Below are 26,659 nucleotides of genomic sequence, written 5' to 3'. Positions count from 1 at the left end.
GCCGACAGATAAACGCTTCCGGTTTCCTTGTGTTTACCTTTTTTAACCGTCTTCGAATTTAGACTTAAAAAGACGGTTTAGGTTTCATTAGTCATGATTATTTTTTTTCACACCAATATGTTCAAATTTAATACCATATGACCGATATTTGTATCTGCTGAGCATCATTATTTAGTTAAAAAATGTTAAATCAGGGGAACGACAATTCAATGGACATTCAATTTTATAAATACCAGGGTGCAGGAAATGATTTCATCCTGATAGACAACCGTAAAAAAAACAATCAACTGAATACCAAAGAAATAGAAAATCTTTGTGACAGACGTTTTGGCATTGGAGCAGATGGACTGATGCTGCTTCAAAACCACCCGGACTATGATTTTGAAATGATTTATTTCAATGCAGACGGCAAAGAGGGTAGTATGTGCGGTAATGGGGGGCGTTGTATTGTCGCTTTTGCTAAATTCCTCGGAATTATTGACACCCAAACTGATTTTCTGGCAGTAGATGGTCCGCATTATGCTAAAATAGCTCCTGCAGGGGACCAGGTTGAATTGCAGATGATCGATGTCAGTTCTATAGAAAAAGATGGCAATGCCTTTGTTTTAAATACAGGCTCACCACATTATGTAGAGCAGGTCAATAACCTGCAGCAACTTGACGTTTACCTGGAAGGGAAAACCATCCGGAACAATGAAACGTACAAAGCACATGGCATCAATGTAAATTTCATTGAAGACATGGGTGATCATTTCTTTGTCAGGACCTTCGAAAGAGGTGTTGAAGATGAAACGTATGCTTGTGGCACTGGGGTTACTGCAGTTGCTTTATCCATGGCCAAATACAAAGGCCAGCAGGGGCATATTTCCAGTCCTGTTAAAGTACTGGGAGGTAACCTTCAGATCGAATTTGATTACGATGGAAAAACTTTTACGAATATTTTTCTTTGCGGCCCTGCCCTGCAGGTTTTTGAAGGGAAACTCCGTCTTTAATTGCCTTCTGCCAGGTGGGCTGCGATACCAATTTTAATCTCCCCAAAGCTATATTCCCTGCCCAGTTTTTCCCGGATCGGGTTCATTTGCAGGGTTTTCAATTCTTTGATTGTGGCCAAAATATGGTCCAGTTTTCTGGAGCCTATCAGGTCACTGGCAGAAATCTCCTCTCTGGCGACGTAATGGGCCAGGTGCCCCTCAATAGTTCCGACAGCCATTTTTCGTTCCTGTGCAATCTCCGAAATGGTTTTCCCCTGTTGAAACAGCTGTAATGAAAGTTCTTTCGTATCGGCTTTGGGTGTACTTTCTTTGACTTCTTTCTTTTTTCTGCTGCTGGTTTTCTTTTCCGTAAAATCGAGCGTATTTGGCATTGCAAATACCTTTTTCATTTCAAATTCCCTGCTGGCCTCATCCAGCAATGCATAAACTTCCTTTTTGGTGAATTCCTCACCATAAATGGTTGCCTTTAACAAGGCTGTTGCTTTCCTGATGTTTTTAAACTGTTCGTAAAAAAGAGATTCCATTTCAAGCAGCTCTGTTAAAAAAGCGACCACTTGTTTATCCTGCTTTACAAGCTCCATCCGGTCAAAAATGCTGCGCGACATTTTTTGCAGCAAGGGATTAAAATACTGTTCGGCAGCAATGGTCCTTTCGAGCAGGGTTTTTAAACCCTGATCACTCTTATCCAGGTACAAGCGCTGAATCTGCACCAGAAATTTATTTGCATTTGCCTTTTGCTCACTCAGGTCTTTCAAGAGCTGCTGCGCCCATTTAACATGTTTCTGTTTGGCCGATTTATTCAAATCCTTGGTATAGGAATGTACATGCTCGTACACATAGTTGTCCAAACTGCTGAGGTCAAAACACTTCAGCAGATAGCGCTGCAGAAAAAGGTCGCTTTCTGTTTTAATTTGCTCCTGAAGGATTTCAGCCGCCTTTTTGTTTCTTGAAAACAGGGAAACATTCGGATCCTGCCGGATGCCCGCCGAAGGCAATTCCGAGGTCAATACCAGACCATCCAGAGAACGTAAACGGGAAAGGGCCACATAAATTTGCCCCGGTGCAAATGCATTTCCAATATCAACGATTGCCTTATCAAAAGTCAGTCCCTGGCTTTTATGCACGGTAATGGCCCAGGCCAGTTTAATGGGGTACTGGATAAACTTACCAATCACCTCTTCTTTAATTTCATGGGTAATTTTATCAGTCGTATAACGGATATTTTTCCAGGTGTATTTTTCCAGTTTGATCCTTTCTTTGGGCCTCTGGGTTTCTACTTCTATCGTCTCCTTGGACAAGGCAACAACCGTTGCGATTTTTCCGTTAAAAAAGCGTTTGTCCGGACCCGGATCATTTTTAATGAACATGACCTGTGCGCCCTTTTTTAGTTCCAGGCGATGTTCAGCCGGATAGGCCGATTCAGGAAATTCATCTTCCACTTCTGCTTTGTAAAACCAGGATTCCTCTTTCAAAGCTTCCAGGCTTTGCCTGTTTAATGCATCTGCCCGCTGGTTATGGGTGGTCAATGTGATATAACCTTCTCCCGCTGCCGGTTTAAAATCTTTTTTGTAATATTTCCGGAGCAAATCAACATCCTGCTGGGTTGCTGCATTATTTCTCAAATGATTGAGCAAGTTGATAAAAACTTCATCCGCCTGCCGGTACACCTTCTCCAACTCTATATAAATGGGCGGATTTTGCTGCAGGGCCAAGGCATCAAAAAAGTAAGGGCTCTGATAAAATCCTCCCAGCAACTGCCATTCCTCAGATTTCACCACCGGAGGAAGCTGATGAAGGTCGCCAATAAATAAAAGCTGTACCCCGCCAAAATTGGAATTGTCTTTCCGGATGTAGCGGAGCACCATATCTATCGCATCCAGCAGGTCTGCCCTGAGCATACTCACTTCATCAATAATCAGCAATTCCAGATCGGTAAAAATTCTCCGTTTGGTACTGTTCATTTGTAAATGCCTGACAATAGATTTAGGGGTGTTGTAATGCTGACTTTCGGGGTGTGCCCCTGCAGCGGGTTGTTTAGGCAGATATGTCCCAAAAGGAAGCTGAAACAGGGAGTGTATCGTGACCCCAGCTGCATTAATGGCTGCAATTCCTGTTGGGGCTACAATGACTGCTCTTTTGTGTGTAAGCTCTACGAGATTTCTTAAAAATGTAGTTTTACCCGTTCCTGCCTTTCCGGTAAGAAATATATGCCTTGAGGTATAATTGATAAACTGGGCGGCAAGCTGGGCTGGATTTGTTTCAGACATACAAAATGACAGGAATTAATTCCCAAAAAGGACTGGCCGCAAAGATAGAAAGTTTTAAATTAAAATTTAATAAACAATTTTAATTTAAAGTAAAAACAGATCCAGCTCTTTAACCTCTTTTAATTCACCAGCAGCTTGTAACCCTTGCCATGAACATTTAAAATTTCAACTTTAGGATCCTCCTTCAGGTACTTGCGAAGTTTACTCAAAAACACATCCATACTTCTTCCGTTGAAATAATTATCGTCATGCCAGATGCTCAATAAGGCTTCTTCCCTGGTCAGCACTGTATTTTTCTTTAAACAAAGCAACTGTAAAAGTTCCGCCTCCTTGGTAGACAGCTTCTGCTGCTGCCCGTTAAACCAGATCAGTTGCGTGGTATAATCAAACACATAATTACCAATCTGGAACTGCGTCGGCAAGGGTTCTTTTAAATCCTGTTCTTTTGCAGAAGAAACCCTTTTCAATAAGGCATTGATGCGCAGCAGCAATTCTTCTATACGAAAGGGCTTGGTAATGTAGTCATCCCCGCCAAGATCATAAGCGGATGCTTTGTCTTCCATCATGGCTTTGGCTGTTGCAAAAATGATCGGAACGTTTTCGTTCATTTTCCGGATCTCCTTGCCCAAAGTAAAACCATCTTTTTTTGGCATCATGACATCTAAAATGCAGAGATCAAAATTTTGCTTATTAAATGCCCGAAGCCCTTCTTCCCCGTCAGCACATAAAACAACATCAAATTTACCTTTTAACTGCAGGTAATCCTGTAAAAGCAGACCCAGATTCGGATCATCCTCAACCAGTAAAATTCTTTTGAGCATAGTTTATTTTTAGAGGTATTTAATTTAATGGTAAACTGATTTCAAAAACAGTTCCTTTATCTTTTTCGCTTTGCACCTTAATGTTCCCGCCCAATTGCGAAACAATATCCTGTACATAATTCAGGCCCAGGCCAAAACCCTTCACATCATGAAGGTTTCCAGTGGGCACCCGGTAAAACTGATCAAAAATACGTTTGGTCTGGTCTTTTGTCATCCCTATTCCCTTATCGGCAATCTCTACAACAAGACTTTTACCTGAATTCCTTGTTCTGATCTCAATATGAGGCTGTTCCCGGCTGTATTTATTTGCATTATCGATCAAATTATAAATCACGTTGGAAAGATGAAGTTCATCCCCTTTCACTACTGGATTTTCTGCATCCATATGCAAAACAAGGTCCGCAGATTTTTTCTGCAGTTGTAAATTCATACTGTCCGCTACCGCAGCAACCAACTCATTCATATCTACCGGAGTTCTTTCCAGCTGCAGTTCTTTTTTCTCCAGACGCGCAATACTCAACACCCTTTCAATATGATTTCCGAGCCTGACATTTTCATCGTAAATAATACCGGCCAGCCTTTTTACCCTGTTTTGATCTGCTGTAATTTCAGGGTCTCTGAGTGCCTCACTGGCGATCATAATGGTAGACACCGGCGTTTTAAACTCATGGGTCATGTTATTGATGAAATCTGTTTTCATTTCAGAAATCTTTTTCTGTTTCAATATCGCATACAGCGTATAAGAGAAAATAAAAATCAACACCAGCAGCAGCAATCCCGAGGAGGCCATCGTTGCGCCCATATTTCTGAAAATAGACGCGTTCTTATTGGGAAAGTTAATATACAACATTCCGGGGTCACGCCGGATGTCATTGCTAAACAAAGTGGTTTGATAGGTATTGGAAGGCAAGACATCTGCCTGGGTATTTGAAACTTTTTTATACAATACCGAATCCCTGCTGACCAGTTTAACCCAAAAATCGTACTGCAGGTCTATATTTTTATTCAGCAGTTCTTTTTTAATGAGTGTATCAAGTACATCTTTTGAAATCCGCTGCGTAATCGGTATCCGTTCCTGCTGCATTTCTTTGGCTGTTTCTTCAACCAGGTTAAAATTTACAGAATTAAAAACGTTGGTTGTATCGGCCTGGAGTTGTTTCAGTTCTTCTTTATACCTTCGTTCAGCCAAGGCATCCTCCCTTCTGAATTTCACGTCCAGGTTACCATCAATTGTCGCCAGAGAAACCTTCAGAGGCTGCCCATCCACTTTACTATACACCAGGTAACGGATGCTGTCGGGAAGTTTATCGGGGGTCATGCTATAGGTTTTCCCACGCGGGAGCCGGATGGTTTTTCTGACCCCGCCGCTCACCACATTCAGGTCTGAATCAAATCCGATATTGACATCTACATTTAAAGGAGTAGTGGCTTTACTTTCCAGGGCAATGTATTGTGCTTCTGTAATGATTTCGGGACTGGCAAATTTTGCCCGGATCAGGCTGTCCTGAAAGTTCAGGTCATCTATGACCATTTTTTGCTGGCTGACCTTCCTTTTACGCTCTTCCTCTTTATATTTTTCCGACAGCTGTGCTATGGCTTTCTCTTTATCCCTTTGTTCCTGTTCTCTTTTTACCCTCCACTGGTAGTCCTTTCTGGTAATGTGGTCTGCTGCGTTCCGCCGCTGAACTTTATTTACCACGGCGTTGAGCGCCTGATTGACATTTTGTTCAAAGAGTTTAGAATTCAGGTCATAGGCCTGCCTGATGTAATACAACTGCATTACAACCACACCCACCAGCGCAATTGTCATCAGGGCGGTGATCAGCCAAAAACTCTTCTTCTTCATTCGATAGTCAAAATTAAGCAAGCATTAACATAATGTAGTGATTTTAACACTTTTTAACTTAGATCTGAACATTTTCCGGCAAACCGAGCTGATCCAAGAGCCAGCGGGTACGTTCAGGGACACTGACTTTGGGAACTTCCAGTACTTTATACCCATAGTCCAGGTAGGTTTGCCACAGAAGCCCATAGGTTTCAACAGCCTCGACCCAGTCTTGTTTTCTTTCCTGGTCTTTCCGATAAATTTCGGCCCATGGTGGAAACATAAAAACCGGATGATGATAAGGGCACGCCACTACCACCTCCTTTTCTGTGGGGGTGATTTCCAGACCACAAAGCCTCGAGTAAGCTATGGTATCGGGAATGCCCCGGTCAAAAAAGACAGGCCCTTTTGCCGTTGCGGCAATTTCCTTATAGCTTTCCACAGAACGTTCCAACATCAGCATCTTGTATTTCTTCTTGTCTTTCCAGGGCAGGGCAATTCCCCTCAAGGCCATCTGTTCTCTTATAATCACCCTGGCTACTTCGGCCACAGTCTGGTAACCTCTTCTGCCGAGTTCGGACAACAGGGTGGTCTTACCGGATCCCGGGCCACCGCTAAACACATACAATGCTTGCTGCGGAAGTTCTAAAGGAGCATGATTTTTCATAGTAGTCTATTTGGTTTTATTCCAGTTTATTATTTTAATACTTTTGAGCATGAAGCAAAGCAAACAGGAAGGGCGGCCCGCAGCCCTGAGTTTTATTTTTATTACTTTACTGATTGATGTTATTGGCCTGGCCATTATTATTCCTGTTTTTCCAAAACTAATTGAAGGCTTGATTCATGGGAGCGTGAGCGATGCTTCGAGGATTTCAGGCCTGCTGCTGGTGGCCTATGCCGTCATGCAGTTTCTTTGTGCACCCCTGGTTGGCAATTTAAGTGATAAGTACGGACGCAGGCCGGTACTCTTATTTTCATTGCTTGGCTTTGGGATCGACTACCTTTTCCTTGCTTTTGCACCAACAATAGGCTGGCTGTTTATCGGGCGCATAATTGCAGGGATTACCGGTGCGAGTTTCACCACCGCCTCCGCCTATATTGCAGATGTCAGTTCTCCCGAAAAAAGGGCTCAGAATTTTGGAATGATTGGGGTTGCCTTCGGTCTTGGTTTTATACTGGGGCCTGTTATAGGAGGGGTTTTAGGAAAAATGGATACCCATTATCCATTTTATGCGGCAGCAGCCCTTGCTTTTATCAATGCAATATACGGGTTTTTTATTCTTCCCGAATCTTTATCCAAAGAAAACCGTCGCCCATTAGACTGGAAACGCTGTAATCCGCTGGGCACTTTGCTCCAGCTAAAAAAATACCCATCGGTCATCAACCTTTCGGTCTGCCTGTTTATCGTCTATTTTGCAAGCCATGCGGTTCAAAGCGTATGGACCTTTTACACCATGCAGAAATTTAAATGGAATGAAGACCTGGTGGGCTATTCCCTTGGTTTCATCGGCCTGATGATTGCCCTGGTGCAAGGTGGACTGATCCGGATCGCCATTCCCAAACTGGGCCAGGAAAAAAGCATTTGGATCGGTTTGACTTTATATGCGATAGGCATGGTTCTTTTTGGTCTGGCCAACCAGGGCTGGATGATGTTTGCCTATATGATTCCCTATGCCATGGGCGGAATTGCCGGACCAGCCCTGCAGGGTATTATGACCAACCAGGTCCCCGCCAATGAGCAGGGCGAACTCCAGGGTGGTTTAACCAGCCTGATGAGCCTGAGTTCCATTTTCGGCCCCTGGTTTATGACTTATATTTTTTATTACTTCACCAATGCCAAAGCGCCCGTTTATTTACCTGGTGCTCCTTATTTTGTAGGCGCGGCACTTATGCTGCTGAGTGCTTTTCTGGCCATGAGAAGTTTTAAGAAAAATTCCTGACTTTTTCCATTATTCCAGCCTTGTTCTTTCTGATGCAGATCAAAATATGTGTCCGGATCGTCTGCACCTGAACTCCGGTATATCTCTGGTTTCTGATCAAAAAATACGGAGACATATCGCATTCATACCGGACTCCTCTGGTACTTTAGTCCCAAATACGTATCCTGTTATTTTGTTTTTTTGTTCAAAAAAAAAGCGCCGGGATTTTTCCCGGCACTCCTAGTTCAAAATTGTTTCCTTAAAAAAGATCTTTAGAACGGCAGGTCATCTTCATCACCTGGTGCACTGTTTAAATCTACAGGCGGAGCGTATTCTGGGGTAGCTGCAGCTGCTGCATTTAAAGCATTGATCCGCCAAACTACTAAACTGTTAAAATAAGAAACTTTACCGGTTTTATCCGTCCATGGACGACCACGTAAGTTAAAGGCTACCTCGACATTGTCACCAACTTTCAAAGTATCAAACAGGGCTGTTTTATCTTGTAAAGCCTCAAACCTGATGTACTCCGGATAAGTAGGGTTTTCAGCGTACTCTATGATCAGATCGCGTTTTTTAAAAGTCTCACTCACCTGCTGTAATGCACCAATTTCGTGCACTTTTCCTTTTAATTCCATAACAAATACTCTTATATTCTACTTTCAAGTTCAAATCTCTATATTTTTATTGATAACTTCGCACAATAAATTATGCAAGTTTTCCACACAAGAAGCAAGGTGATCATCACCTGCAATAAAAGATTGTCTTCCTATCTGGCAGAAGAAGTTAAATCCCTGGGTTACACAATTATCCGGGATTTCCCTACCGGGGTAGAATTAAACATTACACTGACTGAGTGTATAAAACTTAATTTAAACCTGCGCTGCGCCAGTCAGATTTTATACTGTTTAAACAGTTTTAAAGCCAATAATCCGGAGCAACTTTACCAGCAACTGGTCGAAATGCCATGGGAAGAACTGATTGATTTTTCAGGTTATTTTTCGGTCACCTCCAACGTGGACAACCCCACCATCACCACGCCCCTTTTCGCTAACCTGAAAGTAAAAGATGCGATCGTAGACCGTTTCCGGGCAAAGAAAAACATCCGCCCGAATTCTGGTGCCGATGCCAATAAAACCGTTGTACATTTGTACTGGAAAGACAGTGAGGCCGATATTTTTCTGGATACTTCAGGAGAGACCCTTGCAAAACATGGTTACCGTAAAATTCCGGGAAAAGCCCCGATGTTGGAAGCCCTTGCCGCCAGCACCATCTTCAGCACCAGTTGGGACATGAAATCGCCTTTTGTGAACCCCATGTGCGGATCAGGTACCCTTGCCATTGAAGCTGCATTGATGGCCACCAACCGTCGTCCGGGATTGTTCCGGATGAACTATGGTTTTATGCACATTCTGGGCTATGACGAAGAAGTCTTTTTTGCTGAAAGAAGAATTTTAAAAGACCAGGTCATTAAAAATACAGATTTGACCATTATCGCGACAGATCTTTCCGAAGATGCTGTAGAAGTGAGCCGTAAAAACGCTAAAACAGCAGGAGTAGATACACTGATCACCTTTGAAGTATGCGATTTTGCAGATACACCTGTTCCTGAAGGCGGAAGAGGTGTTGTGATTTTCAATCCGGAATATGGTGAGCGCCTTGGGGTCCACTCCAAGCTGGAAGCAACTTATAAAAGGATGGGCGACTTCATGAAGCAGCATTGCAAAGGTTATTCGGGCTATATTTTTACCGGAAATCCGGATCTTGCAAAAAAAATCGGATTAAAGGCTTCCCGTAAAATCGAATTTTACAATGGAAAGCTCGATTGCCGGATGCTGGAATATGAACTGTATGATGGCAGCCGCAGACCGGAAGAAGAACGTCCGGGCAGAACCGGCCAGGATTCCTGAGGAGTTATCAACATCCCGTATTTCCTGCGCCGCTTGAGATATATTTGTCTCCATGGAGAACAACACGCAGATCATTAATCAGACCATAGATTTTGTAAAAACAACTTTAGCTGATGCAGAGGCCGGACACGACTGGTTTCATATTGAAAGGGTCTATAAAACCGCCCTGCACCTGAACCGTACCGAACAGGGAGACGTACTTATTGTGTCCCTTGCTGCCTTGCTGCATGACATTGCAGACAGTAAATTTAATGGAGGGGACGAGGAAATCGGTCCCAGGATCGCTGGTGAGTTTTTACAAAAGCTGAACCTGGACCCCTTGCTGATTGAACAGGTACAACTTATCATTAAAAACCTCAGTTATAAAGCCAGTCTTGGCCAAATTAATTTTGCATCAAAAGAACTTGATATTGTACAGGATGCAGACCGCCTGGATGCCATTGGCGCCATTGGGATTGCCAGGGCATTTACTTATGGTGGCTTTAAGAATAGGGTGCTCTATGATCCTGAAATCAAACCTGACCTGAACATGAGCAAGGAAGCCTATAAAAATGCTGTAAATCCGACCATCAATCATTTCTACGAAAAACTGCTGCGGTTAAAGGACTTGATGAAAACCCCTGCCGGAAAACAAATGGCGATGGAAAGACATCAGTTTATGCTGGACTATCTCGATCAGTTTTACGCAGAATGGGAAGGGATTAAATAACAGAATCATTACACTAGAGATTCTATAAATTAACCTTGCTGTTGTTATTTCGCCCTGTCAATTTGTATTATTGATAAAACCCAATATTGTTCTGATGGATTCAAGAAGAGACTTCCTTAAAAAAGCAGCCCTGCTTACCGGTTCGGCTGGTATGCTCAATGTAATTCCCATGTCCATACAAAAGGCCATGGCCATAAATGCCGACCCCGGCAGTACCTTTTATGATGCAGAGCACGTTGTTTTTCTGATGCAGGAAAACCGTTCCTTTGACCACATGTTTGGGACCTTAAAAGGGGTAAGGGGCTTTAACGACCCCAGGACCATCCGCTTGCCGAACAAAAATAAAGTATGGTTGCAGGAAGATGGAAAAGGACATACTTATGCTCCTTTTCATGTAGACATCAACAAGACAAAAATTACCTGGCAGGGTGGTCTTGCCCATTCCTGGCCAGATCAGGTGGCCGCCAGGAACAAAGGTCACTATGACAGGTGGGTACCGGTAAAATCCTCTATGTGCCTGGGTTATTACAAAAGGGACGACATTCCATTTTATTACGCCCTGGCCGATGCCTTTACCGTTTGCGACCACAGTTTTTGTTCTTCCCTGACCGGAACCACGCCCAACCGGCTTTTTTTCTGGACCGGAACAATCAGACCAGAACAAACGGGCGCTTCTATAGCAGTCGTGAACAATTCCCAGGCAGAATCTCAGGACAATGTCTTTGTGGACTGGGAGACTTTTCCTGAATTGCTGGAAAAGCACCAGGTGAGCTGGAAAGTTTACCAGAATGAATTATGGACCCCCAAGCTGGAAGGAGAGGGCGTAGACGACTGGCTGGGCAATTACGGAGATAACCCCCTGGAATATGTCAAAAGGCACCAGGTGAAACTTTCTGCCTACTTCAGAAAAAACGGCGACCATACCAGTACACCAAAATTATCCGCCCAGGAAGTACAAGCCAAATACGAAAAGCTCTCTGAGCAGGAAAAAAACCTGATCGACAAAGCTTTTACCACCAATACCAAAGCGCCCGTAAATTACCTGGAACTGGAAACTTATCATTTCACCGATGACCAGGGCACACCGCAAAGCCTGGATATTCCAAAAGGAGATATCTTTTATGAATTCAGGAAAGATGTGGATCAGGGCACATTACCTACCGTTTCCTGGCTGGTAGCCCCTCAACGCTTTTCTGACCACACCAGTTCTCCGCTCTACGGGACCTGGTATGTATCAGAGGCCCTGGACATTCTGACCAAAAACCCTGAAGTCTGGAAAAAAACCATATTTATCCTGACTTACGATGAGAATGATGGTTATTTTGACCATCTGGCTCCTTTTACAGCGCCAAACCCTAAGGACACCGCAAGCGGAAAAGCAGGATCTGGAATTGATACAGATGTGGAGTTCGAACGCAAAGCCGGAAGTCCTATCGGATTGGGTTACCGCGTACCTTTTGTGGTGGCTTCGCCATGGACCAAGGGAGGCTATGTCAATTCCCAGATTTTTGACCATACCTCTTCTTTACAATTCCTGGAAAAGTTCCTGAGCAAAAAAAAGGGGAAAAATATAAAAAGCAATACGATCAGCAGCTGGAGAAGGGCGGTATGTGGTGACCTGACCTCTGTGTTCAGACCATACAACGAAGCTTTGCCTGTCCCTGAACCCCTGAAAAAAGAAGCAGTCATACAAGGTATACAAAATGCAAAAAACAAGCCACCTCAGGTAAAACCAAGTCCCCTGAGCAGCGAAGATGTGCTGGCCATCAACACTTTTCCTGCCTTTTCCCCGCAGAGTTCCTCTTTTATGCCCCGTCAGGAAACAGGCACAAAACCGGCCTGCCCTTTGCCCTACCGTTTGTATTCCGAATGCAGGCTGAATGCCGAAAAGACCGCCGCCCTATTTTCTTTTGAAGCTGGCAAAGCCCTTTTTGGTGCTAAAAATGAGAATGCCGGTGCCGCATTTATCCTCTATACCGCCAATCACAAAACAGAAGGCCCCACAAAACCAAGGTCCTATGCTTTAAATGCAGGACAAGCGCTCAGCGATGAACTTTCCCTTGAGCATTTTAAGGATGGTCATTACGATTGCTCCGTACAGGGGCCAAATGGTTTTTTCAGACAGTTTAAAGGTACGGCCCAGGACCCGGCCCTGAACATCAGCTGTCAGTATGCAACACTGAGCAGGATCAATAAAAAACTCAGCGGGAATATTTTAGTTCTGATCGAAAACACGGGCACAAAACCACTGGCCCTTGAGGTTAAAGCGGGCGTGTATGCCCATAAAGTTCCGGCAAGGTTAGACCTTGCTCCCAAAGAGAAAAAAAGCCTGGAACTGGACCTGAGCAAAAGCGGAGGCTGGTATGATCTGGAAATTCAGCTTCACAAGGGTGCCCTTTACAGCAGGCATTATGCAGGACATGTCGAAACTGAAGAAGTTTCAGTGACCGATCCTTATATGGGCGGGACGCTTTAATGTAAATTTAATAGGTGATTTAAATTAATCTTGTAAATTGCCCTGTGGATTGCCTTGCGCTCTGCAATCCTTACGACAACCCAGTAAAGCTATTATAAAGATGAAATTAAGTGTCCTTGTTCTTATTACCGCCCTTGCAGTAGGGCTCTCCATCAGTCTGGTCAATTTCCATTTTCAGAACAGCTGGTATTATATGCTGGTGTCCTTTGGTGTCTCCTTTGTCACCAGTTTTATCGTCTTTTATTACCTGCTGGAAAAATACATCTATTCCAAGGTCAAACTGATCTATAAGCTCATCCACAACCTGAAACTGGGCAAAGACCTCAAAGATGCCCTGGGAGAATATGTGAGTACAGATCCCATTAATGATGTGGAGCATGAGGTTAAAGAATGGGCAGGTGCCAAGAAAAAAGAAATAGAGATCCTCAAAAAACAGGAACAGTTCCGCAGGGAGTTCCTGTCGAATGTATCCCATGAGTTTAAAACGCCCCTGTTTGCCATACAGGGCTATATTGAAACCCTGCAGGATTGTATTACCGATGACCCTGAGCAGGCCGTTAAATTTTTAAAAAAGGCCGAGAAAAACGTAGAGCGCCTGAGCTACCTGATTAATGACCTGGATTCCATCTCTAAACTGGAAAGTGGAGAGATCCCGATCAATTACGAAAAGTTTGACTTTGTATTGCTGGCCAAAGAGGTTATGGAATCTATGGAAGACAAGGCCAAAAGCAAAGAGATCACCTTATTTTTTAAAGAAAAATATACCTATCCGGCCATGGTCAGGGCAGATCGGGAAAAGATCCGCCAGGTATTGATCAACCTGATCCAGAATTCCCTTAAATACGGCAGGGACCATGGCTCTACAGCAATAAAAATATTTGAACTGCACGACCAGTACCTCATTGAGGTCACCGACGATGGTATCGGAATTGATGAGAAGCACCTTCCCCGTTTGTTTGAGCGTTTTTACAGGATTGATTCGCACAGGGCGCGCGAAGTGGGTGGAACAGGATTGGGTTTGGCCATTGTCAAACATATACTGGAAGCCCACCAGCAAATTATTTCTGTACGCAGCACCCTTCAAATCGGGACAACTTTTGCCTTTACGCTGGAAAAGATTGGTTAAAATTTCATAAACAAATGATGTCAAACCAAATACTTAACACTAACTTAACATTGCAATCCTACTTTTGTAGAATATTTTAGAGTTAAAATGAACTGTACCTGGCTTGATTTTCAAGAAAATTATTGACAGCCGGAGGTTCCATCTGACGCTTAAAAGGAAACAAAAACATACAGATGAATAATATTTTTAAGTTCTTTACGCCCAAAGACAAAAAATTTCAGCCACTATTTGAACAAGCAGGAAGCAATGTATTAAAGATCTCTGAAGCGCTGTTACTCGCCTTAAGTACAACCGATCTTGACAAGAGAAAGGAACATACTAAAGAAATAGAACGCCTGGAACATGTTGGAGACGACATTACACATTCCATTTTCCTGGAACTCAGCAAAAACTTTATTACCCCTTTTGACAGGGAAGACATTCATTCCCTTGCCAGTGCAGTGGATGATATTGCAGATTACATTCATGCTTCTGCAACCAATATTGAGCTGTACAACATTACCAAAATAGGTGATTCCATGATTAAACTTGCAGAATTACTTGTAGAGATGTGTACAGACCTTGAAAAAGCAATCAAAGAACTCAGGAGCTTTAAAAATATCCGCGTGATTGCTGATGCCTGCGTAAGGATCAACAGCGGTGAAAACCAGGCAGATTATGTTTGTAACCTGGCCATTGCCCGCTTATTTGAGTTTGAAACAAATGCAATTGAATTAATTAAACAAAAAGAAGTTCTTCAAACCTTAGAACTTGCCACTGATAAATGTGAAGATGCAGCGAATGTGTTGGAATCTATTTTGGTAAAGAACGCTTAAAACTTCAAAAAATGGTAACAACCTTACTGGTCGTTGTAATTATTCTGGCTATTGGTTTTGATTATATCAATGGCTTTCATGATGCAGCGAATTCTATTGCCACGATTGTATCGACCAAAGTGCTTTCGCCTTTTCAGGCTGTACTTTGGGCAGCACTGTTCAATTTCGCGGCATATTTTTACTTTACGGATCATAAAGTAGCGAATACCATCGCAAAAACGGTAGTTGAGCATTACATTACCCTGGAAGTGATTTTGGCCGGTTTACTGGCCGCAATTATCTGGAACCTTTTCACCTGGTGGTTCGGAATCCCATCAAGTTCCTCACATACCTTAATTGGTGGCTTTGCCGGAGCAGGTATGGCCAAGGCAATGACTTTAGGTCATGATGCCCTTGCTGCCATTAACTTTGCTCCTATTTTTAAAGTCATTGCATTTATTGTGCTGGCGCCTGTGATCGGTATGATGATTTCCGTATTGATTTCGATTATTATCCTTCATATCTCTAAAAATGCCCGGCCATCTGTCGCAGAAAAATGGTTTAAAAGACTCCAGCTGGTGTCTTCTGCCGCTTTAAGTTTTACCCATGGTGGTAATGATGCGCAAAAGGTAATGGGTATTATTTATGTCGCAATGGTGGCTGCCAATGTTTTACATACAGGCGATGTGATGCCCGAATGGATTCCGATTTCCTGTTACGCAGCAATCGCCCTGGGAACCATGAGCGGCGGCTGGAAGATTGTTAAAACCATGGGAACTAAAATCACCAAAGTAAATGCTTTTGAAGGCGTTGCAGCAGAAGCTGCAGGTGCGGTAACCCTTGGAATTACGGAACATTTTGGTATCCCGGTTTCCACCACTCATACCATTACCGGTTCTATCGTTGGTGTTGGATTGTTAAAAAGGGTATCTGCGGTTCGCTGGGGTGTAACGGTACGTTTGCTTTGGGCATGGATATTGACCATCCCGGTATCTGCTGTTCTTGCAGGCCTGGTATTTGCCCTGATCCACCTTTTCTTTTAGGCTTTGTTTCCACAAAACCATATGATATAAAAAAAGAGCCCGTTTTGTAAAACGGGCTCTTTTTTTATATCATTATTATCAGAAATCTATTTTTGTACTCAAACGTGTTTTCTTTTTCTCCGGCCGTTGCCAATCCGGTCCTTCCTGGACCAGGCGGATGGCTTCCTGGTTATATTCATCACTCAGCCCGCTCCGCACAACCTTGGTGTCGTAAGGCCTTCCTTTTTCACTGACCATAAAGTCTACAAATACCGCATTTCCGGACTGGTCCCTCAAACGGTTATTTTTACGTACATAGTCACGGAACTGGTCCCAGCCTCCTATTGGCATACTCTCATTACTTTCTATCCTGACACCTGCAACTTTTCCCTGAAGGGCTTTTTCGGCTTTAATTTTTCTGCTGGTCACCACCACTTCATTTAAAACACTGTCATCAGGTTTCAGGACCAGGTCTATATTTTGGTCTGCTTTTGCCAGCAGCTGCTGGGTTTTATAACCTAAATAGGTTGCAACAAGCTCCCTTTGTTTCAAAGTACTGTCTGCGGTAATCCGAAAACTTCCATTTGCCCCAGTAACGGCCACCTGGTTTGTTCCTTTTAAACGGACCACTACCCCAGGTAAAGGTTTCCCGTTTTCGGCAGAAACAATCTTTCCGCTAAACACACGCTGCACAGAATCTATCTGAGCTACAGAAGCCAATGCTGCCATAGGCGCAGCCATTTTAGCTTGTGCTGCATAAGCGCTGCTCTGTGTTTCTTTAAGTTTGTCAGCAGCCATGTCCTGCGCAATTTGTGGTGCCGGTGCCACAGGGCCGGTCATTGTGCTTCTTAAAATTGCGGCTGCTTTTTTCTGCGGTTTAACTGCCGCATAGGCATTTGTTTTTGCTGCGGCAATCGCTTTGTCTATTTCCTGCTCGGTGGCCGGTTTAACTTGTTCAGGGCTCGCCATTGCACTGCCTTCTGATAAAGTATTCGGCTTGGTAACAGCAACATCGCTTTCTTTTGGGGCCAGGGTTACATCCACTTTTTTCGGCTGTTTCGCCAGCTCTTCTTTACGGGTATTTTCTTTCATCCAGAAAACAATGCTTCCCGCCACAAACATTACAGCAGCCGTTGCCGCGATACTCAGCCTTTGCCAGGTAATCACCGACTTTTTGCGCATACTTTGCTGCTCTGCAACCCTTTGCTGCAATTGTTTCTGCAGAAGGGATATGGATTGAAGGGACCGTTTTGGGGAAGCACTCAGGCCTTCGAGGGCTTCAGCCACGAAAGGATCTTCCATGGCGTACTTTTCCACCAGGTGCATTTCACGGGCATCCAGTTTACCGTCCAGGTAATCCTCTAAAACCTCTATATCTAACCAATCCTTATTCACTGCTGTTTTTTTCAATACAAATTTTCAAATTCCGCTTTCCGTTCTGAATATAGCTTTTCACTTTAAGCATTTCAAAACCAGTAATTTCAGCAACCTCTTTATAGCATTTTTCCTGCAGATAAAACAAGTCTACACTGATCCGCTGTTCTTCAGGCAGCGTTTCCATACACTTTTCCATTACCGTCAGCTGCTTTTCTTTTGTATCGTCTATATCCAGATGCACAAATTCCCTGTTTTCCACAAAAGCATCATCCAGAGAGACGACATTATTTTTCGAAGTCTTCCTCAGGGCCATCAGACAATGGTTTCTGGCCAGTACATGAAGCCAGCTTTTAAAGTTTTGAATTTCATGGACCCTAACCTTCAGGACCAGTTCTTCAAAAATCTGCATGACAGCATCTTTACTGAGTTCTTCTTCCTTCAGATAATTCAAACAAACCCCAAACACCAGGTGCATATAACGATTGTACAAAGTGCCCAATACCTCCAGGTTACCGCTTTGCTTGTATTGTGCAATCAGTTCTGCATCGTTCTGCTCCTTAATTCTGGCGTTATTTTTTATAAATTTCAAGGTATCTGCTCGGAAAAAATCTACTCAAGTATAAAAATATTTTCTGAGATAGGCCGAATTTTTATAGATCGGGTTCAGCGGAGAAAAATGGATGGCTGTCAATGGCAGGAGATTTGCTATCTTGAATAAAATTATACACGAATGAAAATTTACATTACCGCCGCCTGCTTTTTCTTTCTGAGCCTGGCTCAGGTCCAGGCACAGTCTAAACTTGGCTCTATTTTAAAAAAAGTTACTTCGGGTGGAAAAACCCCGACAACAACAACAACAGGCAGCAGCCCTTCTTCTACAGAGATCGGACAAGGGATTAAACAGGCCCTGGAACTCGGCATTGCTGCCGGAGCAGATAAACTTTCTGTAAAAGATGGTTTTTTGGGCAATATGGCCGTCAAAATCCTCTTCCCGCCTGAGGCGCAAAAAGTAGAAAAGACCTTAAGGGCTGTTGGTTTGGGTTCCTTAGCGGACAATGTAATCCTGAGTTTAAACCGGGCAGCCGAAGATGCAGCAAAAGAGGCCAAGCCCATTTTTCTTGCTGCCATAAAACAAATGACCCTTACCGATGCGACCAATATTCTAATGGGTAGCAATAACGCTGCAACAGAATATTTTAAGAAGGCGACTACCGCTCAGCTGATGGAAAAATTCAAACCGGTGATTTCGGCAAGTTTAAATAAAGTCGGGGCAACCAAATACTGGGGAGAAGCTTCCTCACAATACAACAAACTGCCCCTGATTAAACAGGTAAATACCGACCTTTCTGATTATGCGACACAAAAAGCCATTGATGGAATGTTTATTCAGATTGCCCAGGAAGAATTAAAAGTAAGGGATAACCCGGTTTTCCGCAACACCTCGGTACTTCAAAAAGTGTTTGGTTATGCCGACAAAAACAAACAGTAGATTTGATGTCCGGCGGGCATGAATAAATTTGTTCATTAAATTTTAAACAATTTATTAAAGGCCTTCTTAAATATTTAACCTACTTTTATAGAATACATTAGTAACCATAAAAGAATATTGGATTTTAAAGATTTTAATTTTAACCCTGAATTATTAGAGGGTTTACTGGCAATGGGGTTTCGCAATGCCACTCCGATTCAACAACAGGCCATCCCTATTATTTCAGAAAAAAAAGACCTGATTGCCTGTGCGCAAACAGGTACCGGAAAAACTGGCGCTTATCTGCTGCCGATCATGAACACGATCAGTGCAACAGAGAACAGACATAACAATACGCTGATCCTGGCGCCCACAAGGGAACTTGCCCAGCAAATCGATTTGCAGGTTGAAGCGCTTTCTTATTTCACCAACATCAGTTCACTCACTGTTTATGGTGGTGGAGATGGTATTGCTTATGAACAGCAAAAACGGTCTATGCGGGAAGGTGTCGACATTATCATTGCCACTCCCGGCCGTTTAATCTCTCACTTGTCTTCGGGAGTACTGAAACTGGATCAATTGCAGCACCTGGTACTAGATGAGGCCGATCGCATGCTGGATATGGGTTTTTATGATGACATCATGAAGATTGTCAGTTACCTGCCCGTAAAAAGACAAACCGTATTGTTTTCGGCCACCATGCCCCCAAAAATTAGAACCCTGGCTTCGAAGTTATTAAACCACCCCCTGCAGATCAATATCGCTATATCTAAACCTGCCGAGGGGATACTACAACAGATTTATCATGTTCATGATGAACAAAAAGTCCCTTTACTGACACATATTTTAAAAACAGGCGATTTTAAAAGCATTATCATTTTTGCCTCCACAAAAGAAAAGGTAAAAAATTTAGGTAAGGTTTTCCGCGGACTGGGCCTAAAAGCAGAGGCCTTTCATTCAGACCTGGGGCAGAAAGAAAGAGAAAGCATTTTATTGACCTTTAAAAACAAACAATTGCCCATTCTGATTGGAACAGATGTTTTGAGCAGGGGCATTGATGTGGAGGGTATAGACCTGGTGGTTAATTTTGACGTCCCCCATGACGCAGAAGATTATGTGCACCGTATTGGCCGTACCGCCCGGGCTGCAACCAAAGGAACCGCCATCACCCTGGTGAACAACCGGGACAAGCGAAAACTGGACAGCATTGAAAAATTAATTGAAAGAAAAATTGAGGCCCTGGACCTACCTGAAGCGATTGCAGCAATAGAAGCTGTACACAAACCGGAAGCCCCGAGGAATAATAAACCCCGCAAAAAGAAAGTATGGCATAAAAAAAAGGTTTAATCCCCTATCTTTACGTATATGCAAAATCTACCTCCATTAGCAGAACGTATGCGTCCTCAAAATCTTGATGAGTACGTTGGACAAAAGCATTTGGTAGGGCCTGATGCGGTATTGCGTAAAGCCATTCAGAGCGGGCAATTGCCTTCTATGATTTTTTGGGGACCTCCGGGCGTTGGCAAAACAACGCTGGCTTATATCATATCCCAAACACTTGACCGACCCTTTTTTAACCTGAGCGCCATTAATTCGGGCGTAAAAGACATCAGGGAAGTTATAGACCGTGCAGCCCTGCTGAAAGACAGCCTCATGGGGCTGCCTGTTCTATTTATCGATGAGATCCATCGTTTCAGCAAATCCCAACAGGATAGCCTGTTGGGCGCTGTAGAGCGGGGACTGGTCACCCTTATTGGCGCAACAACAGAAAATCCTTCTTTTGAAGTCATTTCCGCTTTGCTTTCCAGGTGTCAGGTCTATATTCTGAAATCCCTGGACGAGGAGGAGCTTTCCGGCCTGCTTCAAACCGCCATCAGGGAAGACCTTGTTTTAAAACAAAAAAAAATAAGTATCAAAGAACATGAGGCACTTATCCGCTTGTCAGGAGGGGACGCCAGAAAATTACTCAATGTTCTGGAAATTGCCATTAATGGTATTGGCGGGGATAAAATTGTTCTAACGAACAAAAATGTTCTGGAACATGCCCAGCAAAACCTGGCTTTGTATGATAAAGCTGGAGAACAGCATTACGACATCATTTCTGCCTTTATCAAATCCATCAGGGGCAGTGACCCCAATGCCGCAGTTTACTGGCTGGCCCGGATGATTGAAGGTGGTGAAGATCCATTATTTATTGCCAGGCGCCTGTTAATTCTTGCGGCTGAAGACATTGGTAATGCAAACCCAAATGCATTGTTGCTCGCCAATAATTGTTTTCAGGCTGTGAATGTTATTGGTTATCCTGAAGCCAGGATCATACTGTCACAGGCGGTCACCTATATGGCCTCTTCTGCAAAAAGCAATGCCGCTTACGAGGCCATTAACCAGGCTCAGGCCTTGGTGCAACAAACCGGTAATTTACCTGTACCGCTCCACATCCGCAATGCCCCGACCAAACTGATGAAAAACATCGGTTATGGAAAAGACTATAAGTATTCTCATGGTTACGAAGGAAACTTTGCAGAACAGGAATACCTTCCAGACCAGATCAGTGGCACTAAATTATATGACCCGGGGAAAAATCCTGCAGAGGAGAAATTAAGAGAGAAATTACGACAAAACTGGAAAAACAAATACAATTACTAAACCTGAACTATGCTCTTTACATTTTTAAATCATCAATGGACCGGATTCTGGAGGTCAAGGGGAAAAGGCGGCAGCATAGCTGTGCAGGTTATTATGGGTCTGTTGATCCTCTACGTGCTGGCCTGTGCCTTTCTGGTGGGGATTGCACTGGAAACATTTATGGGGAAAATGCTCCCGGGCAAAGAGGTGACTGGTCTTTTCAACGGCCTGATCTTATATTATTTTGCCATTGATTTTCTGATGCGTCTGCAGTTACAGGAACTTCCAACGCTTTCTATTGTTCCTTACCTGCACCTGAACATTCGCAGGGCGCAGCTCGTTAATTTCCTGAACATCCGGGCCCTTTTCTCGGCTTTTAACCTCTTGCCCATTTTACTTTTTTTTCCTTTTTGCCTCCTTCGCATCCAGGACACCTTCGGCACAGCGGTCTGCGCAATTTATATTGTATCTATCCTCAGCCTGACCTTATTTAACAATTACCTGGTCCTGTATGTAAAACGTCTTTCTGCGGCGAGTTCCAGATTTGTTTTTACCGGGTTGATCCTGCTCTTGCTGGCCGGGGCGCTGGAGTACTTTAAAGTCTTGTCCATCGGGGAGCTGTCGAATAAACTGTTCAGCTTTATTGCCCTCCATCCTTTAACTGGACTGATTTTCCCCTTACTTGCGGGGCTAACTTTCAGGATCAACAGCATTTACCTCCGGAACAATCTCTATCTAGAGGAACTTCGGTCTGGAGAAAAGAAAAAATCTGCAACGGATTATCCTTTTTTAAACCAGTTTGGAGAAGTAGGCACACTGGCCGCATTGGAGATTAAAATGATCCTGAGGAACAAACGCTCAAAATCTACTGTATCCAAAGGCATTATTTTTGTTTTTTATGGACTTCTTTTTTACAAGGCAGATTTATTGGCGAACAACAATTTTGGCCTGATGCTTTTTGCTGCGGTATTCATGACCGGCAATATCATTCTGATTTACGGTCAATTTATGTTCGGCTGGCAAAGTGCCGAATTTGATGGCTTAATGGCCAACAAAACCAATATCAGAAATTTTATTAAAGCCAAATTCCTTCTTTTCACCTTATCGTCAACTTTACTGACCCTGGTCATCAGTTTGTATGGCCTGATCAGCTGGAAGATCCTGATCATCCAGCTAGCGGCATACCTTTACAGCATCGGTATAGCTACCGTAATTGTACTCTATTTTGCGACCTGGAATTACAAATACATCGATTTATCGAAAGGTTCGAGTTTTAACTGGCAAGGTGTCGGTGCTTCCAGCATGCTGATGAGTTTACCGGTCATTCTGTTTCCTTGTGCGGTTTATCTGCCTTTTCATTTCCAGGGAAGTCCTTACCTGGGACTTGGGATTGTAGGAGCCCTTGGACTGGCTGGTTTTCTGACCCGTAACTTTTGGGTGGAACTGCTTGTCAAAGAATTTAACAAACGAAAATATAAAATAGCCGCAGGCTTCAGAGAACGTTCATGATCATAGAAATTAAACATTTAAAAAAAGTATATGCGGGCCGGACCGTTGTTCAAATTGAACACCTTGAAGTGAAGGCCGGTGAAACCATTGGTCTTGTGGGAAATAATGGCGCTGGAAAAACAACCCTGTTCAGAATGCTTTTGGACCTGATCCGGCCGGACGCCGGTGAAATACAATCTAAAGGGATTCCCGTTGCCGGAGCTGATCAGTGGAAAGATTATACCGCCTCTTACCTGGATGAAGGTTTTTTAATCGACTACCTGACCCCCGAGGAGTATTTTGTGTTTATCGGAAGCCTGCGCCAGATGAGCCCTGCCCATGTTGCAGATTATTTAAAGCGTTATGAAGAATTTTTTAATGATGAAATATTGAACCGGGGAAAATACATCCGTGACTTTTCCAAAGGGAACCAGAACAAAATTGGGATTGCAGCGGCCATTATGCAAAACCCGGAACTGTTGATTTTGGATGAGCCTTTTGCCAACCTGGACCCGACTACCCAGATCCGGCTCAAGAACCTCATCAAAAATTTAAAAAAAGAACAGAACCTGGCCACCCTGATCTCCAGCCACGACCTGAACCATGTTACGGATGTTTCAGACCGGATTATTCTGATGGAAAAAGGACAGATTATTAAGGACCTTTACAAGGACGAAAACACGCTGAAAGACCTGGAAGCTTATTTTTCAGAGTAGATTGTACTGAAAATTGGTCAATAAAATAAAACAGAGATTGCTTTTCTAGGCGTTTATCCAAAAAATTCAACAATAAAAAGCCTTATTTGCCTCAAACAAAGGATTGGCATTCCATTTGTTTGAGGCAGTTTAGTAAAATTATAATTACATGATATCGACTTCAAAATTTAAAATAGCAACATTTAGCATCGCATTAGCCATAAGTGCTATGGCGTTTCAGGGCTGTGACAGTTTGACCAAAACCCAAAAAGGTGCTGGTATCGGTGCAGCGGCCGGTGGCGTTCTGGGTGCCATTATTGGTAAAAAAGCTGGTAATACTGCCGTGGGAGCCCTTATTGGTGCAGCTGTTGGTGGAACTGCCGGTGGTTTTATTGGTAAAAGAATGGATAAACAGGCCGCGGAAATTCAAAATGCAATTCCTAACGCTGAGGTGATCCGTGAAGGTGAAGGTATTATTGTAAAATTTGACAGTGGTATCCTTTTTGATTTTGATAGTTCTAATTTAAAGGATCCAGCTAAAAACAACATCAAAACTTTAGCAACCTCATTGAATCAATATCCAGGAACGGATATTAAAGTAATTGGTCATACAGACAACAAGGGTACAGAAGCCTACAACATCAGTCTTTCTGAAAGAAGGGCAGCAGCAGTTAAAGCTTATGCTGTAGCTCAAGGTGTTCCAAGTGCAAGATTGATTACTGTAGGAAAAGGTTTTTCTGAGCCTATCGCAGACAACTCTACTGATGAAGGAAGAGCAGCTAACCGTCGCGTAGAAATTGTTATCGTAGCCAACGACCAGCTAAAAGCAGAAGCCAAAAAACAAGGCTAATAAAGAATTTACATCTACCTATGTAAATAAAGAACCCGTCGTACTGAGTACTTCGGGTTCTTTAATTTAAGAGTTATGCCTCTTCGCTATAAATGTCCTGAAAATAGTAAATCGCCAGGGATTTGAGCAGCAGCTCCTGTTCCATCATCGCATAAGAAGGAACTGGCTTAATGAGTTTCCAATGTGGCCAGCCATCCTGGTCCAGTCCTTCGAGCTCATAAAAACCCATTTCACTTAATAAACGACAGGTTGCGATGTGCATCAGCTCTTCCTTTTGTCTTTTACTATATTTTCCAGGTCCCTTACCGAGCTCCTGTACGCCAATTAAAAATAAAATGACTTTAAGGTCCGGAAGTTCGGAATCAAATTCTTTTGCAATTTTTTGCTGAAGAATCTTCCATTTCTCATGAATTTCTTTTGGCTTCATATGGACAAAGATACAGTTATTCGTTTCGTTTATGACATAATTATTCCCGCAATGGCCTCCGGATTTATTACTTTTATGGAATGGAAAGAGTAATCACAACCGGCTTGCTGGCCTACGGAATGTCAGGAAAAGTATTTCATGCCCCATTTATCCAGGCACACCAGGGCTTTAAACTTCATGCCGTTACCGAGCGTCACCAGAAACAGGCTGCACTGGATTATCCCGGCATCAAAAGCTATGATACTGTTGAAGAATTGCTTGATGATCAAAGCATTGAACTTATTGTCATTAACACTCCAAACTTTAGCCATTTTGATTACGCTAAAAAAGCTTTACAAAAAGGCAAACATATTTTAGTGGAAAAACCTTTTGCAGCGACAAAAGCTGAGGCCCGGGAATTGTTTACCCTGGCAAAAGACAACAACAAACACGTGTTCGTCTATCAGAACCGCAGGTGGGACAGTGATTTTACGGCCGTTAAAAAAGTGATTGAAAATGGCAGCCTGGGCAAACTGACAGAAGTTCATTTTAGGTTTGACCGTTACCGGGCAAGCATAGGTCCCAAAAGCTTCAAAGAACAGCCTGTTGCTGCCAGCGGTCTTCAGTACGACCTGGGGCCTCACTTACTAGATCAGGTGATCAGTGTATTTGGTATCCCTTTAAGCTATCAAAAAATTCTGGGTAAAAACCGTGAAAACACCCAGGTGGACGATTACTTTAGCATACACCTGAGTTATCCCGACAGTGTCAACGTATTTGTACATGCAAATATGCTGGTGACGGATATACAGCCCGCTTTTGTATTGCATGGCCTGAAAGGCAGTCTGATCAAATACCGTGCAGATGTACAGGAAGAACAGCTTTTAAAGGGGATCAGACCTTCCCAGGACCATTATGGCATAGAAGAGCCAGGAAAAGAGGCTCTGTTGACCCTGATGCATCCCGAAGGAAACAAAGAGCAAAGCCTGATTCCTTCAGAAAAAGGCAATTACCTTCCTTTATTTAGTGCGGTATACAAAGCTTTAACCCTTGGAGAACCTTATCCGGTAAGAGAAGAGCAGATCTTAACCCAACTTGAAATTCTGGAGTCTTAGCCCATGAATCCTTTATTTTTTCTGCTGTTTCCCGCAGCCCTTATTATTTACCTGATTCTGAGAAAGAAACCAACTGGGCAAGGCTTAAAGCTGGAAGAAGCCTCGCAAAAACTCCTGGCGCAGCATGTGGTATTTTATCAAAACCTAAATTCGCAGCAAAAGGCCTTATTCGAAACAAAGGTTGCTGTTTTTTTAAATGAAGTGAAAATTGAAGGCGTGGGCCTGGAGCCTGATCAGCTGGACCGCTTACTGGTAGCCAGCAGTGCCGTGATTCCAATTTTTGCTTTTGATGGCTGGAGCTACCGGAATTTAAGTAACGTGGTTTTATATCCAGATACCTTTAATAAGGATTTCCAGTTTGAAGGTGGGGAAAGAAATATAATGGGCATGGTTGGCAATGGGTATATGAATGGTCAAATGCTGCTTTCCAGGTCAGCACTTCGTGCTGGTTTTTTGGCTAAAGGTGGAGATGAAAACACCGGTATTCATGAGTTTGTTCATCTGCTGGACAAGTCTGACGGTGCAACTGACGGAATACCTGAAAACCTTTTAAAACAGGAGTATACCATTCCATGGCTTAAAATGGTGCACCAGGAAATGCACAGGATTGAAACGGGAAAATCAGACATCAATCCATATGCCTTAACCAATGAAGCCGAATTTCTGTCTGTTGCCTCCGAATACTTTTTTGAAAAACCAGATCAGTTCAAACACAAACACCCCGAGTTGTATGAACTACTCGCGCAGATGTTTGCACAGCATCCCGGATAAGAATCT

General features: G+C 43.3%; 24 protein-coding genes. 16 read left to right on the top strand and 8 right to left on the bottom strand.

Annotated features, from left to right (window positions below):
- Window positions 1–182 precede the first annotated feature (182 nt).
- Window positions 183–992 carry a diaminopimelate epimerase gene (gene dapF, locus B0O44_RS07430; RefSeq protein ID WP_394340864.1) on the top strand — a complete coding sequence of 270 codons (810 nt, stop codon included), beginning with the start codon at window positions 183–185 and terminating at the stop codon, window positions 990–992.
- On the opposite strand, the gene B0O44_RS07425 is transcribed toward dapF, so the two are convergent.
- From B0O44_RS07425 to B0O44_RS07410, 4 genes are all read right to left on the bottom strand, one after another.
- Window positions 989–3,259 (bottom strand): helix-turn-helix domain-containing protein, encoded by a 2,271-nt coding sequence (locus B0O44_RS07425; protein WP_110828748.1) that lies wholly within the window; start codon window positions 3,257–3,259, stop codon window positions 989–991. The genes dapF and B0O44_RS07425 overlap by 4 nt on opposite strands.
- A gap of 119 nt (window positions 3,260–3,378) precedes the next feature.
- Window positions 3,379–4,080, bottom strand: a complete 702-nt coding sequence (locus tag B0O44_RS07420) for a response regulator transcription factor (RefSeq protein ID WP_110828746.1) — start codon at window positions 4,078–4,080, stop codon at window positions 3,379–3,381.
- 19 nt (window positions 4,081–4,099) lie between these two features.
- Window positions 4,100–5,926: a sensor histidine kinase gene (locus B0O44_RS07415; protein ID WP_110828744.1), complete on the bottom strand. Its 1,827-nt coding sequence runs from the start codon at window positions 5,924–5,926 to the stop codon at window positions 4,100–4,102.
- 58 nt (window positions 5,927–5,984) lie between these two features.
- Window positions 5,985–6,572, bottom strand: a complete 588-nt coding sequence (locus B0O44_RS07410; RefSeq protein WP_110828742.1) for an AAA family ATPase — start codon at window positions 6,570–6,572, stop codon at window positions 5,985–5,987.
- A 49-nt stretch (window positions 6,573–6,621) separates the two neighbouring features.
- On the opposite strand from B0O44_RS07410, the gene B0O44_RS07405 reads away from it, so the two are divergent.
- Window positions 6,622–7,845 (top strand): TCR/Tet family MFS transporter, encoded by a 1,224-nt coding sequence (locus B0O44_RS07405; protein WP_110828740.1) that lies wholly within the window; start codon window positions 6,622–6,624, stop codon window positions 7,843–7,845.
- Between the two features lie 251 nt (window positions 7,846–8,096).
- Here the strand turns inward: B0O44_RS07405 and B0O44_RS07400 are convergent, their stop codons facing one another.
- Entirely contained in the window at window positions 8,097–8,459 is a 363-nt protein-coding gene (locus B0O44_RS07400) for a DUF3127 domain-containing protein (RefSeq protein ID WP_110828738.1), read from the bottom strand.
- A gap of 72 nt (window positions 8,460–8,531) precedes the next feature.
- Between B0O44_RS07400 and B0O44_RS07395 the strand changes: the two genes are divergently transcribed.
- The 6 genes from B0O44_RS07395 to B0O44_RS07370 all read left to right on the top strand — a co-directional run bounded on the left by B0O44_RS07395 (window position 8,532) and on the right by B0O44_RS07370 (window position 15,879).
- Window positions 8,532–9,731 (top strand): THUMP domain-containing class I SAM-dependent RNA methyltransferase, encoded by a 1,200-nt coding sequence (locus B0O44_RS07395; RefSeq protein ID WP_110828736.1) that lies wholly within the window; start codon window positions 8,532–8,534, stop codon window positions 9,729–9,731.
- Between the two features lie 52 nt (window positions 9,732–9,783).
- Window positions 9,784–10,440: an HD domain-containing protein gene (locus tag B0O44_RS07390; RefSeq protein ID WP_110828734.1), complete on the top strand. Its 657-nt coding sequence runs from the start codon at window positions 9,784–9,786 to the stop codon at window positions 10,438–10,440.
- Window positions 10,441–10,534: 94 nt separating this feature from the next.
- Entirely contained in the window at window positions 10,535–12,916 is a 2,382-nt protein-coding gene (locus B0O44_RS07385) for a phosphocholine-specific phospholipase C (protein ID WP_110828732.1), read from the top strand.
- A 100-nt stretch (window positions 12,917–13,016) separates the two neighbouring features.
- Window positions 13,017–14,042, top strand: coding sequence for a sensor histidine kinase (locus B0O44_RS07380; protein WP_110828729.1), 1,026 nt, complete (start codon window positions 13,017–13,019; stop codon window positions 14,040–14,042).
- Between the two features lie 173 nt (window positions 14,043–14,215).
- Window positions 14,216–14,857, top strand: a complete 642-nt coding sequence (locus tag B0O44_RS07375; RefSeq protein ID WP_211321330.1) for a DUF47 domain-containing protein — start codon at window positions 14,216–14,218, stop codon at window positions 14,855–14,857.
- 11 nt (window positions 14,858–14,868) lie between these two features.
- A complete protein-coding gene (locus B0O44_RS07370; protein WP_110828725.1) occupies window positions 14,869–15,879 on the top strand; it encodes an inorganic phosphate transporter in 1,011 nt (336 codons plus the stop codon).
- Between the two features lie 78 nt (window positions 15,880–15,957).
- Here B0O44_RS07370 and B0O44_RS07365 read toward each other — a convergent pair whose 3' ends face one another.
- Both B0O44_RS07365 and B0O44_RS07360 read right to left on the bottom strand, forming a co-directional pair.
- Complete coding sequence (locus B0O44_RS07365) at window positions 15,958–17,268, bottom strand: carboxypeptidase-like regulatory domain-containing protein (RefSeq protein WP_110828723.1); 1,311 nt, start codon at window positions 17,266–17,268, stop codon at window positions 15,958–15,960.
- Window positions 17,246–17,824, bottom strand: coding sequence for an RNA polymerase sigma factor (locus tag B0O44_RS07360; RefSeq protein WP_110828720.1), 579 nt, complete (start codon window positions 17,822–17,824; stop codon window positions 17,246–17,248). Before B0O44_RS07360 ends, B0O44_RS07365 begins: the two co-directional genes overlap by 23 nt.
- A 141-nt stretch (window positions 17,825–17,965) precedes the next feature.
- Here B0O44_RS07360 and B0O44_RS07355 point away from each other — a divergent pair, with 141 nt between their 5' ends.
- The 6 genes from B0O44_RS07355 (at window position 17,966) to B0O44_RS07330 (ending at window position 24,361) form a co-directional block, all read left to right on the top strand.
- Complete coding sequence (locus tag B0O44_RS07355; protein WP_110828718.1) at window positions 17,966–18,724, top strand: DUF4197 domain-containing protein; 759 nt, start codon at window positions 17,966–17,968, stop codon at window positions 18,722–18,724.
- Window positions 18,725–18,841: 117 nt separating this feature from the next.
- The gene (locus tag B0O44_RS07350) at window positions 18,842–20,050 is read left to right on the top strand and encodes a DEAD/DEAH box helicase (RefSeq protein WP_211321329.1); all 1,209 of its coding nucleotides are present in this window, start codon (window positions 18,842–18,844) and stop codon (window positions 20,048–20,050) included.
- A gap of 18 nt (window positions 20,051–20,068) precedes the next feature.
- Window positions 20,069–21,349: a replication-associated recombination protein A gene (locus B0O44_RS07345; RefSeq protein WP_110828716.1), complete on the top strand. Its 1,281-nt coding sequence runs from the start codon at window positions 20,069–20,071 to the stop codon at window positions 21,347–21,349.
- A 9-nt stretch (window positions 21,350–21,358) separates the two neighbouring features.
- Window positions 21,359–22,837 (top strand): DUF5687 family protein, encoded by a 1,479-nt coding sequence (locus B0O44_RS07340; RefSeq protein WP_110828714.1) that lies wholly within the window; start codon window positions 21,359–21,361, stop codon window positions 22,835–22,837.
- Window positions 22,834–23,532 (top strand): ABC transporter ATP-binding protein, encoded by a 699-nt coding sequence (locus B0O44_RS07335; RefSeq protein ID WP_110828712.1) that lies wholly within the window; start codon window positions 22,834–22,836, stop codon window positions 23,530–23,532. The genes B0O44_RS07340 and B0O44_RS07335 overlap by 4 nt, the downstream gene beginning before the upstream one ends.
- A gap of 148 nt (window positions 23,533–23,680) precedes the next feature.
- Entirely contained in the window at window positions 23,681–24,361 is a 681-nt protein-coding gene (locus B0O44_RS07330) for an OmpA family protein (protein WP_110828710.1), read from the top strand.
- Between the two features lie 73 nt (window positions 24,362–24,434).
- On the opposite strand, the gene B0O44_RS07325 is transcribed toward B0O44_RS07330, so the two are convergent.
- Window positions 24,435–24,788: a hypothetical protein gene (locus B0O44_RS07325; RefSeq protein ID WP_110828708.1), complete on the bottom strand. Its 354-nt coding sequence runs from the start codon at window positions 24,786–24,788 to the stop codon at window positions 24,435–24,437.
- 80 nt (window positions 24,789–24,868) lie between these two features.
- On the opposite strand from B0O44_RS07325, the gene B0O44_RS07320 reads away from it, so the two are divergent.
- Window positions 24,869–25,882, top strand: a complete 1,014-nt coding sequence (locus B0O44_RS07320) for a Gfo/Idh/MocA family oxidoreductase (RefSeq protein WP_110828705.1) — start codon at window positions 24,869–24,871, stop codon at window positions 25,880–25,882.
- Between the two features lie 3 nt (window positions 25,883–25,885).
- The gene (locus B0O44_RS07315; protein ID WP_110828703.1) at window positions 25,886–26,653 is read left to right on the top strand and encodes a M90 family metallopeptidase; all 768 of its coding nucleotides are present in this window, start codon (window positions 25,886–25,888) and stop codon (window positions 26,651–26,653) included.
- The last annotated feature ends 6 nt before the right edge of the window (window positions 26,654–26,659 follow it).

The organism is Pedobacter nutrimenti (assembly GCF_003208655.1).
GTDB lineage: Bacteria > Bacteroidota > Bacteroidia > Sphingobacteriales > Sphingobacteriaceae > Pedobacter > Pedobacter nutrimenti.
Note: the sequence above shows the minus strand (reverse complement) of the source record. Positions and strands in the feature narration are given on the sequence as shown.

What these genes read in the sequence shown, in the direction of transcription:
- dapF (WP_394340864.1), top strand. Translation starts at nt 183, where the DNA reads ATGTTAAATCAGGGGAACGACAATTCAATGGACATTCAATTTTATAAA.
- B0O44_RS07425 (WP_110828748.1), bottom strand. Translation starts at nt 3,259, where the DNA reads ATGTCTGAAACAAATCCAGCCCAGCTTGCCGCCCAGTTTATCAATTAT.
- B0O44_RS07420 (WP_110828746.1), bottom strand. Translation starts at nt 4,080, where the DNA reads ATGCTCAAAAGAATTTTACTGGTTGAGGATGATCCGAATCTGGGTCTG.
- B0O44_RS07415 (WP_110828744.1), bottom strand. Translation starts at nt 5,926, where the DNA reads ATGAAGAAGAAGAGTTTTTGGCTGATCACCGCCCTGATGACAATTGCG.
- B0O44_RS07410 (WP_110828742.1), bottom strand. Translation starts at nt 6,572, where the DNA reads ATGAAAAATCATGCTCCTTTAGAACTTCCGCAGCAAGCATTGTATGTG.
- B0O44_RS07405 (WP_110828740.1), top strand. Translation starts at nt 6,622, where the DNA reads ATGAAGCAAAGCAAACAGGAAGGGCGGCCCGCAGCCCTGAGTTTTATT.
- B0O44_RS07400 (WP_110828738.1), bottom strand. Translation starts at nt 8,459, where the DNA reads ATGGAATTAAAAGGAAAAGTGCACGAAATTGGTGCATTACAGCAGGTG.
- B0O44_RS07395 (WP_110828736.1), top strand. Translation starts at nt 8,532, where the DNA reads ATGCAAGTTTTCCACACAAGAAGCAAGGTGATCATCACCTGCAATAAA.
- B0O44_RS07390 (WP_110828734.1), top strand. Translation starts at nt 9,784, where the DNA reads ATGGAGAACAACACGCAGATCATTAATCAGACCATAGATTTTGTAAAA.
- B0O44_RS07385 (WP_110828732.1), top strand. Translation starts at nt 10,535, where the DNA reads ATGGATTCAAGAAGAGACTTCCTTAAAAAAGCAGCCCTGCTTACCGGT.
- B0O44_RS07380 (WP_110828729.1), top strand. Translation starts at nt 13,017, where the DNA reads ATGAAATTAAGTGTCCTTGTTCTTATTACCGCCCTTGCAGTAGGGCTC.
- B0O44_RS07375 (WP_211321330.1), top strand. Translation starts at nt 14,216, where the DNA reads ATGAATAATATTTTTAAGTTCTTTACGCCCAAAGACAAAAAATTTCAG.
- B0O44_RS07370 (WP_110828725.1), top strand. Translation starts at nt 14,869, where the DNA reads ATGGTAACAACCTTACTGGTCGTTGTAATTATTCTGGCTATTGGTTTT.
- B0O44_RS07355 (WP_110828718.1), top strand. Translation starts at nt 17,966, where the DNA reads ATGAAAATTTACATTACCGCCGCCTGCTTTTTCTTTCTGAGCCTGGCT.
- B0O44_RS07345 (WP_110828716.1), top strand. Translation starts at nt 20,069, where the DNA reads ATGCAAAATCTACCTCCATTAGCAGAACGTATGCGTCCTCAAAATCTT.
- B0O44_RS07340 (WP_110828714.1), top strand. Translation starts at nt 21,359, where the DNA reads ATGCTCTTTACATTTTTAAATCATCAATGGACCGGATTCTGGAGGTCA.
- B0O44_RS07335 (WP_110828712.1), top strand. Translation starts at nt 22,834, where the DNA reads ATGATCATAGAAATTAAACATTTAAAAAAAGTATATGCGGGCCGGACC.
- B0O44_RS07330 (WP_110828710.1), top strand. Translation starts at nt 23,681, where the DNA reads ATGATATCGACTTCAAAATTTAAAATAGCAACATTTAGCATCGCATTA.
- B0O44_RS07325 (WP_110828708.1), bottom strand. Translation starts at nt 24,788, where the DNA reads ATGAAGCCAAAAGAAATTCATGAGAAATGGAAGATTCTTCAGCAAAAA.
- B0O44_RS07320 (WP_110828705.1), top strand. Translation starts at nt 24,869, where the DNA reads ATGGAAAGAGTAATCACAACCGGCTTGCTGGCCTACGGAATGTCAGGA.
- B0O44_RS07315 (WP_110828703.1), top strand. Translation starts at nt 25,886, where the DNA reads ATGAATCCTTTATTTTTTCTGCTGTTTCCCGCAGCCCTTATTATTTAC.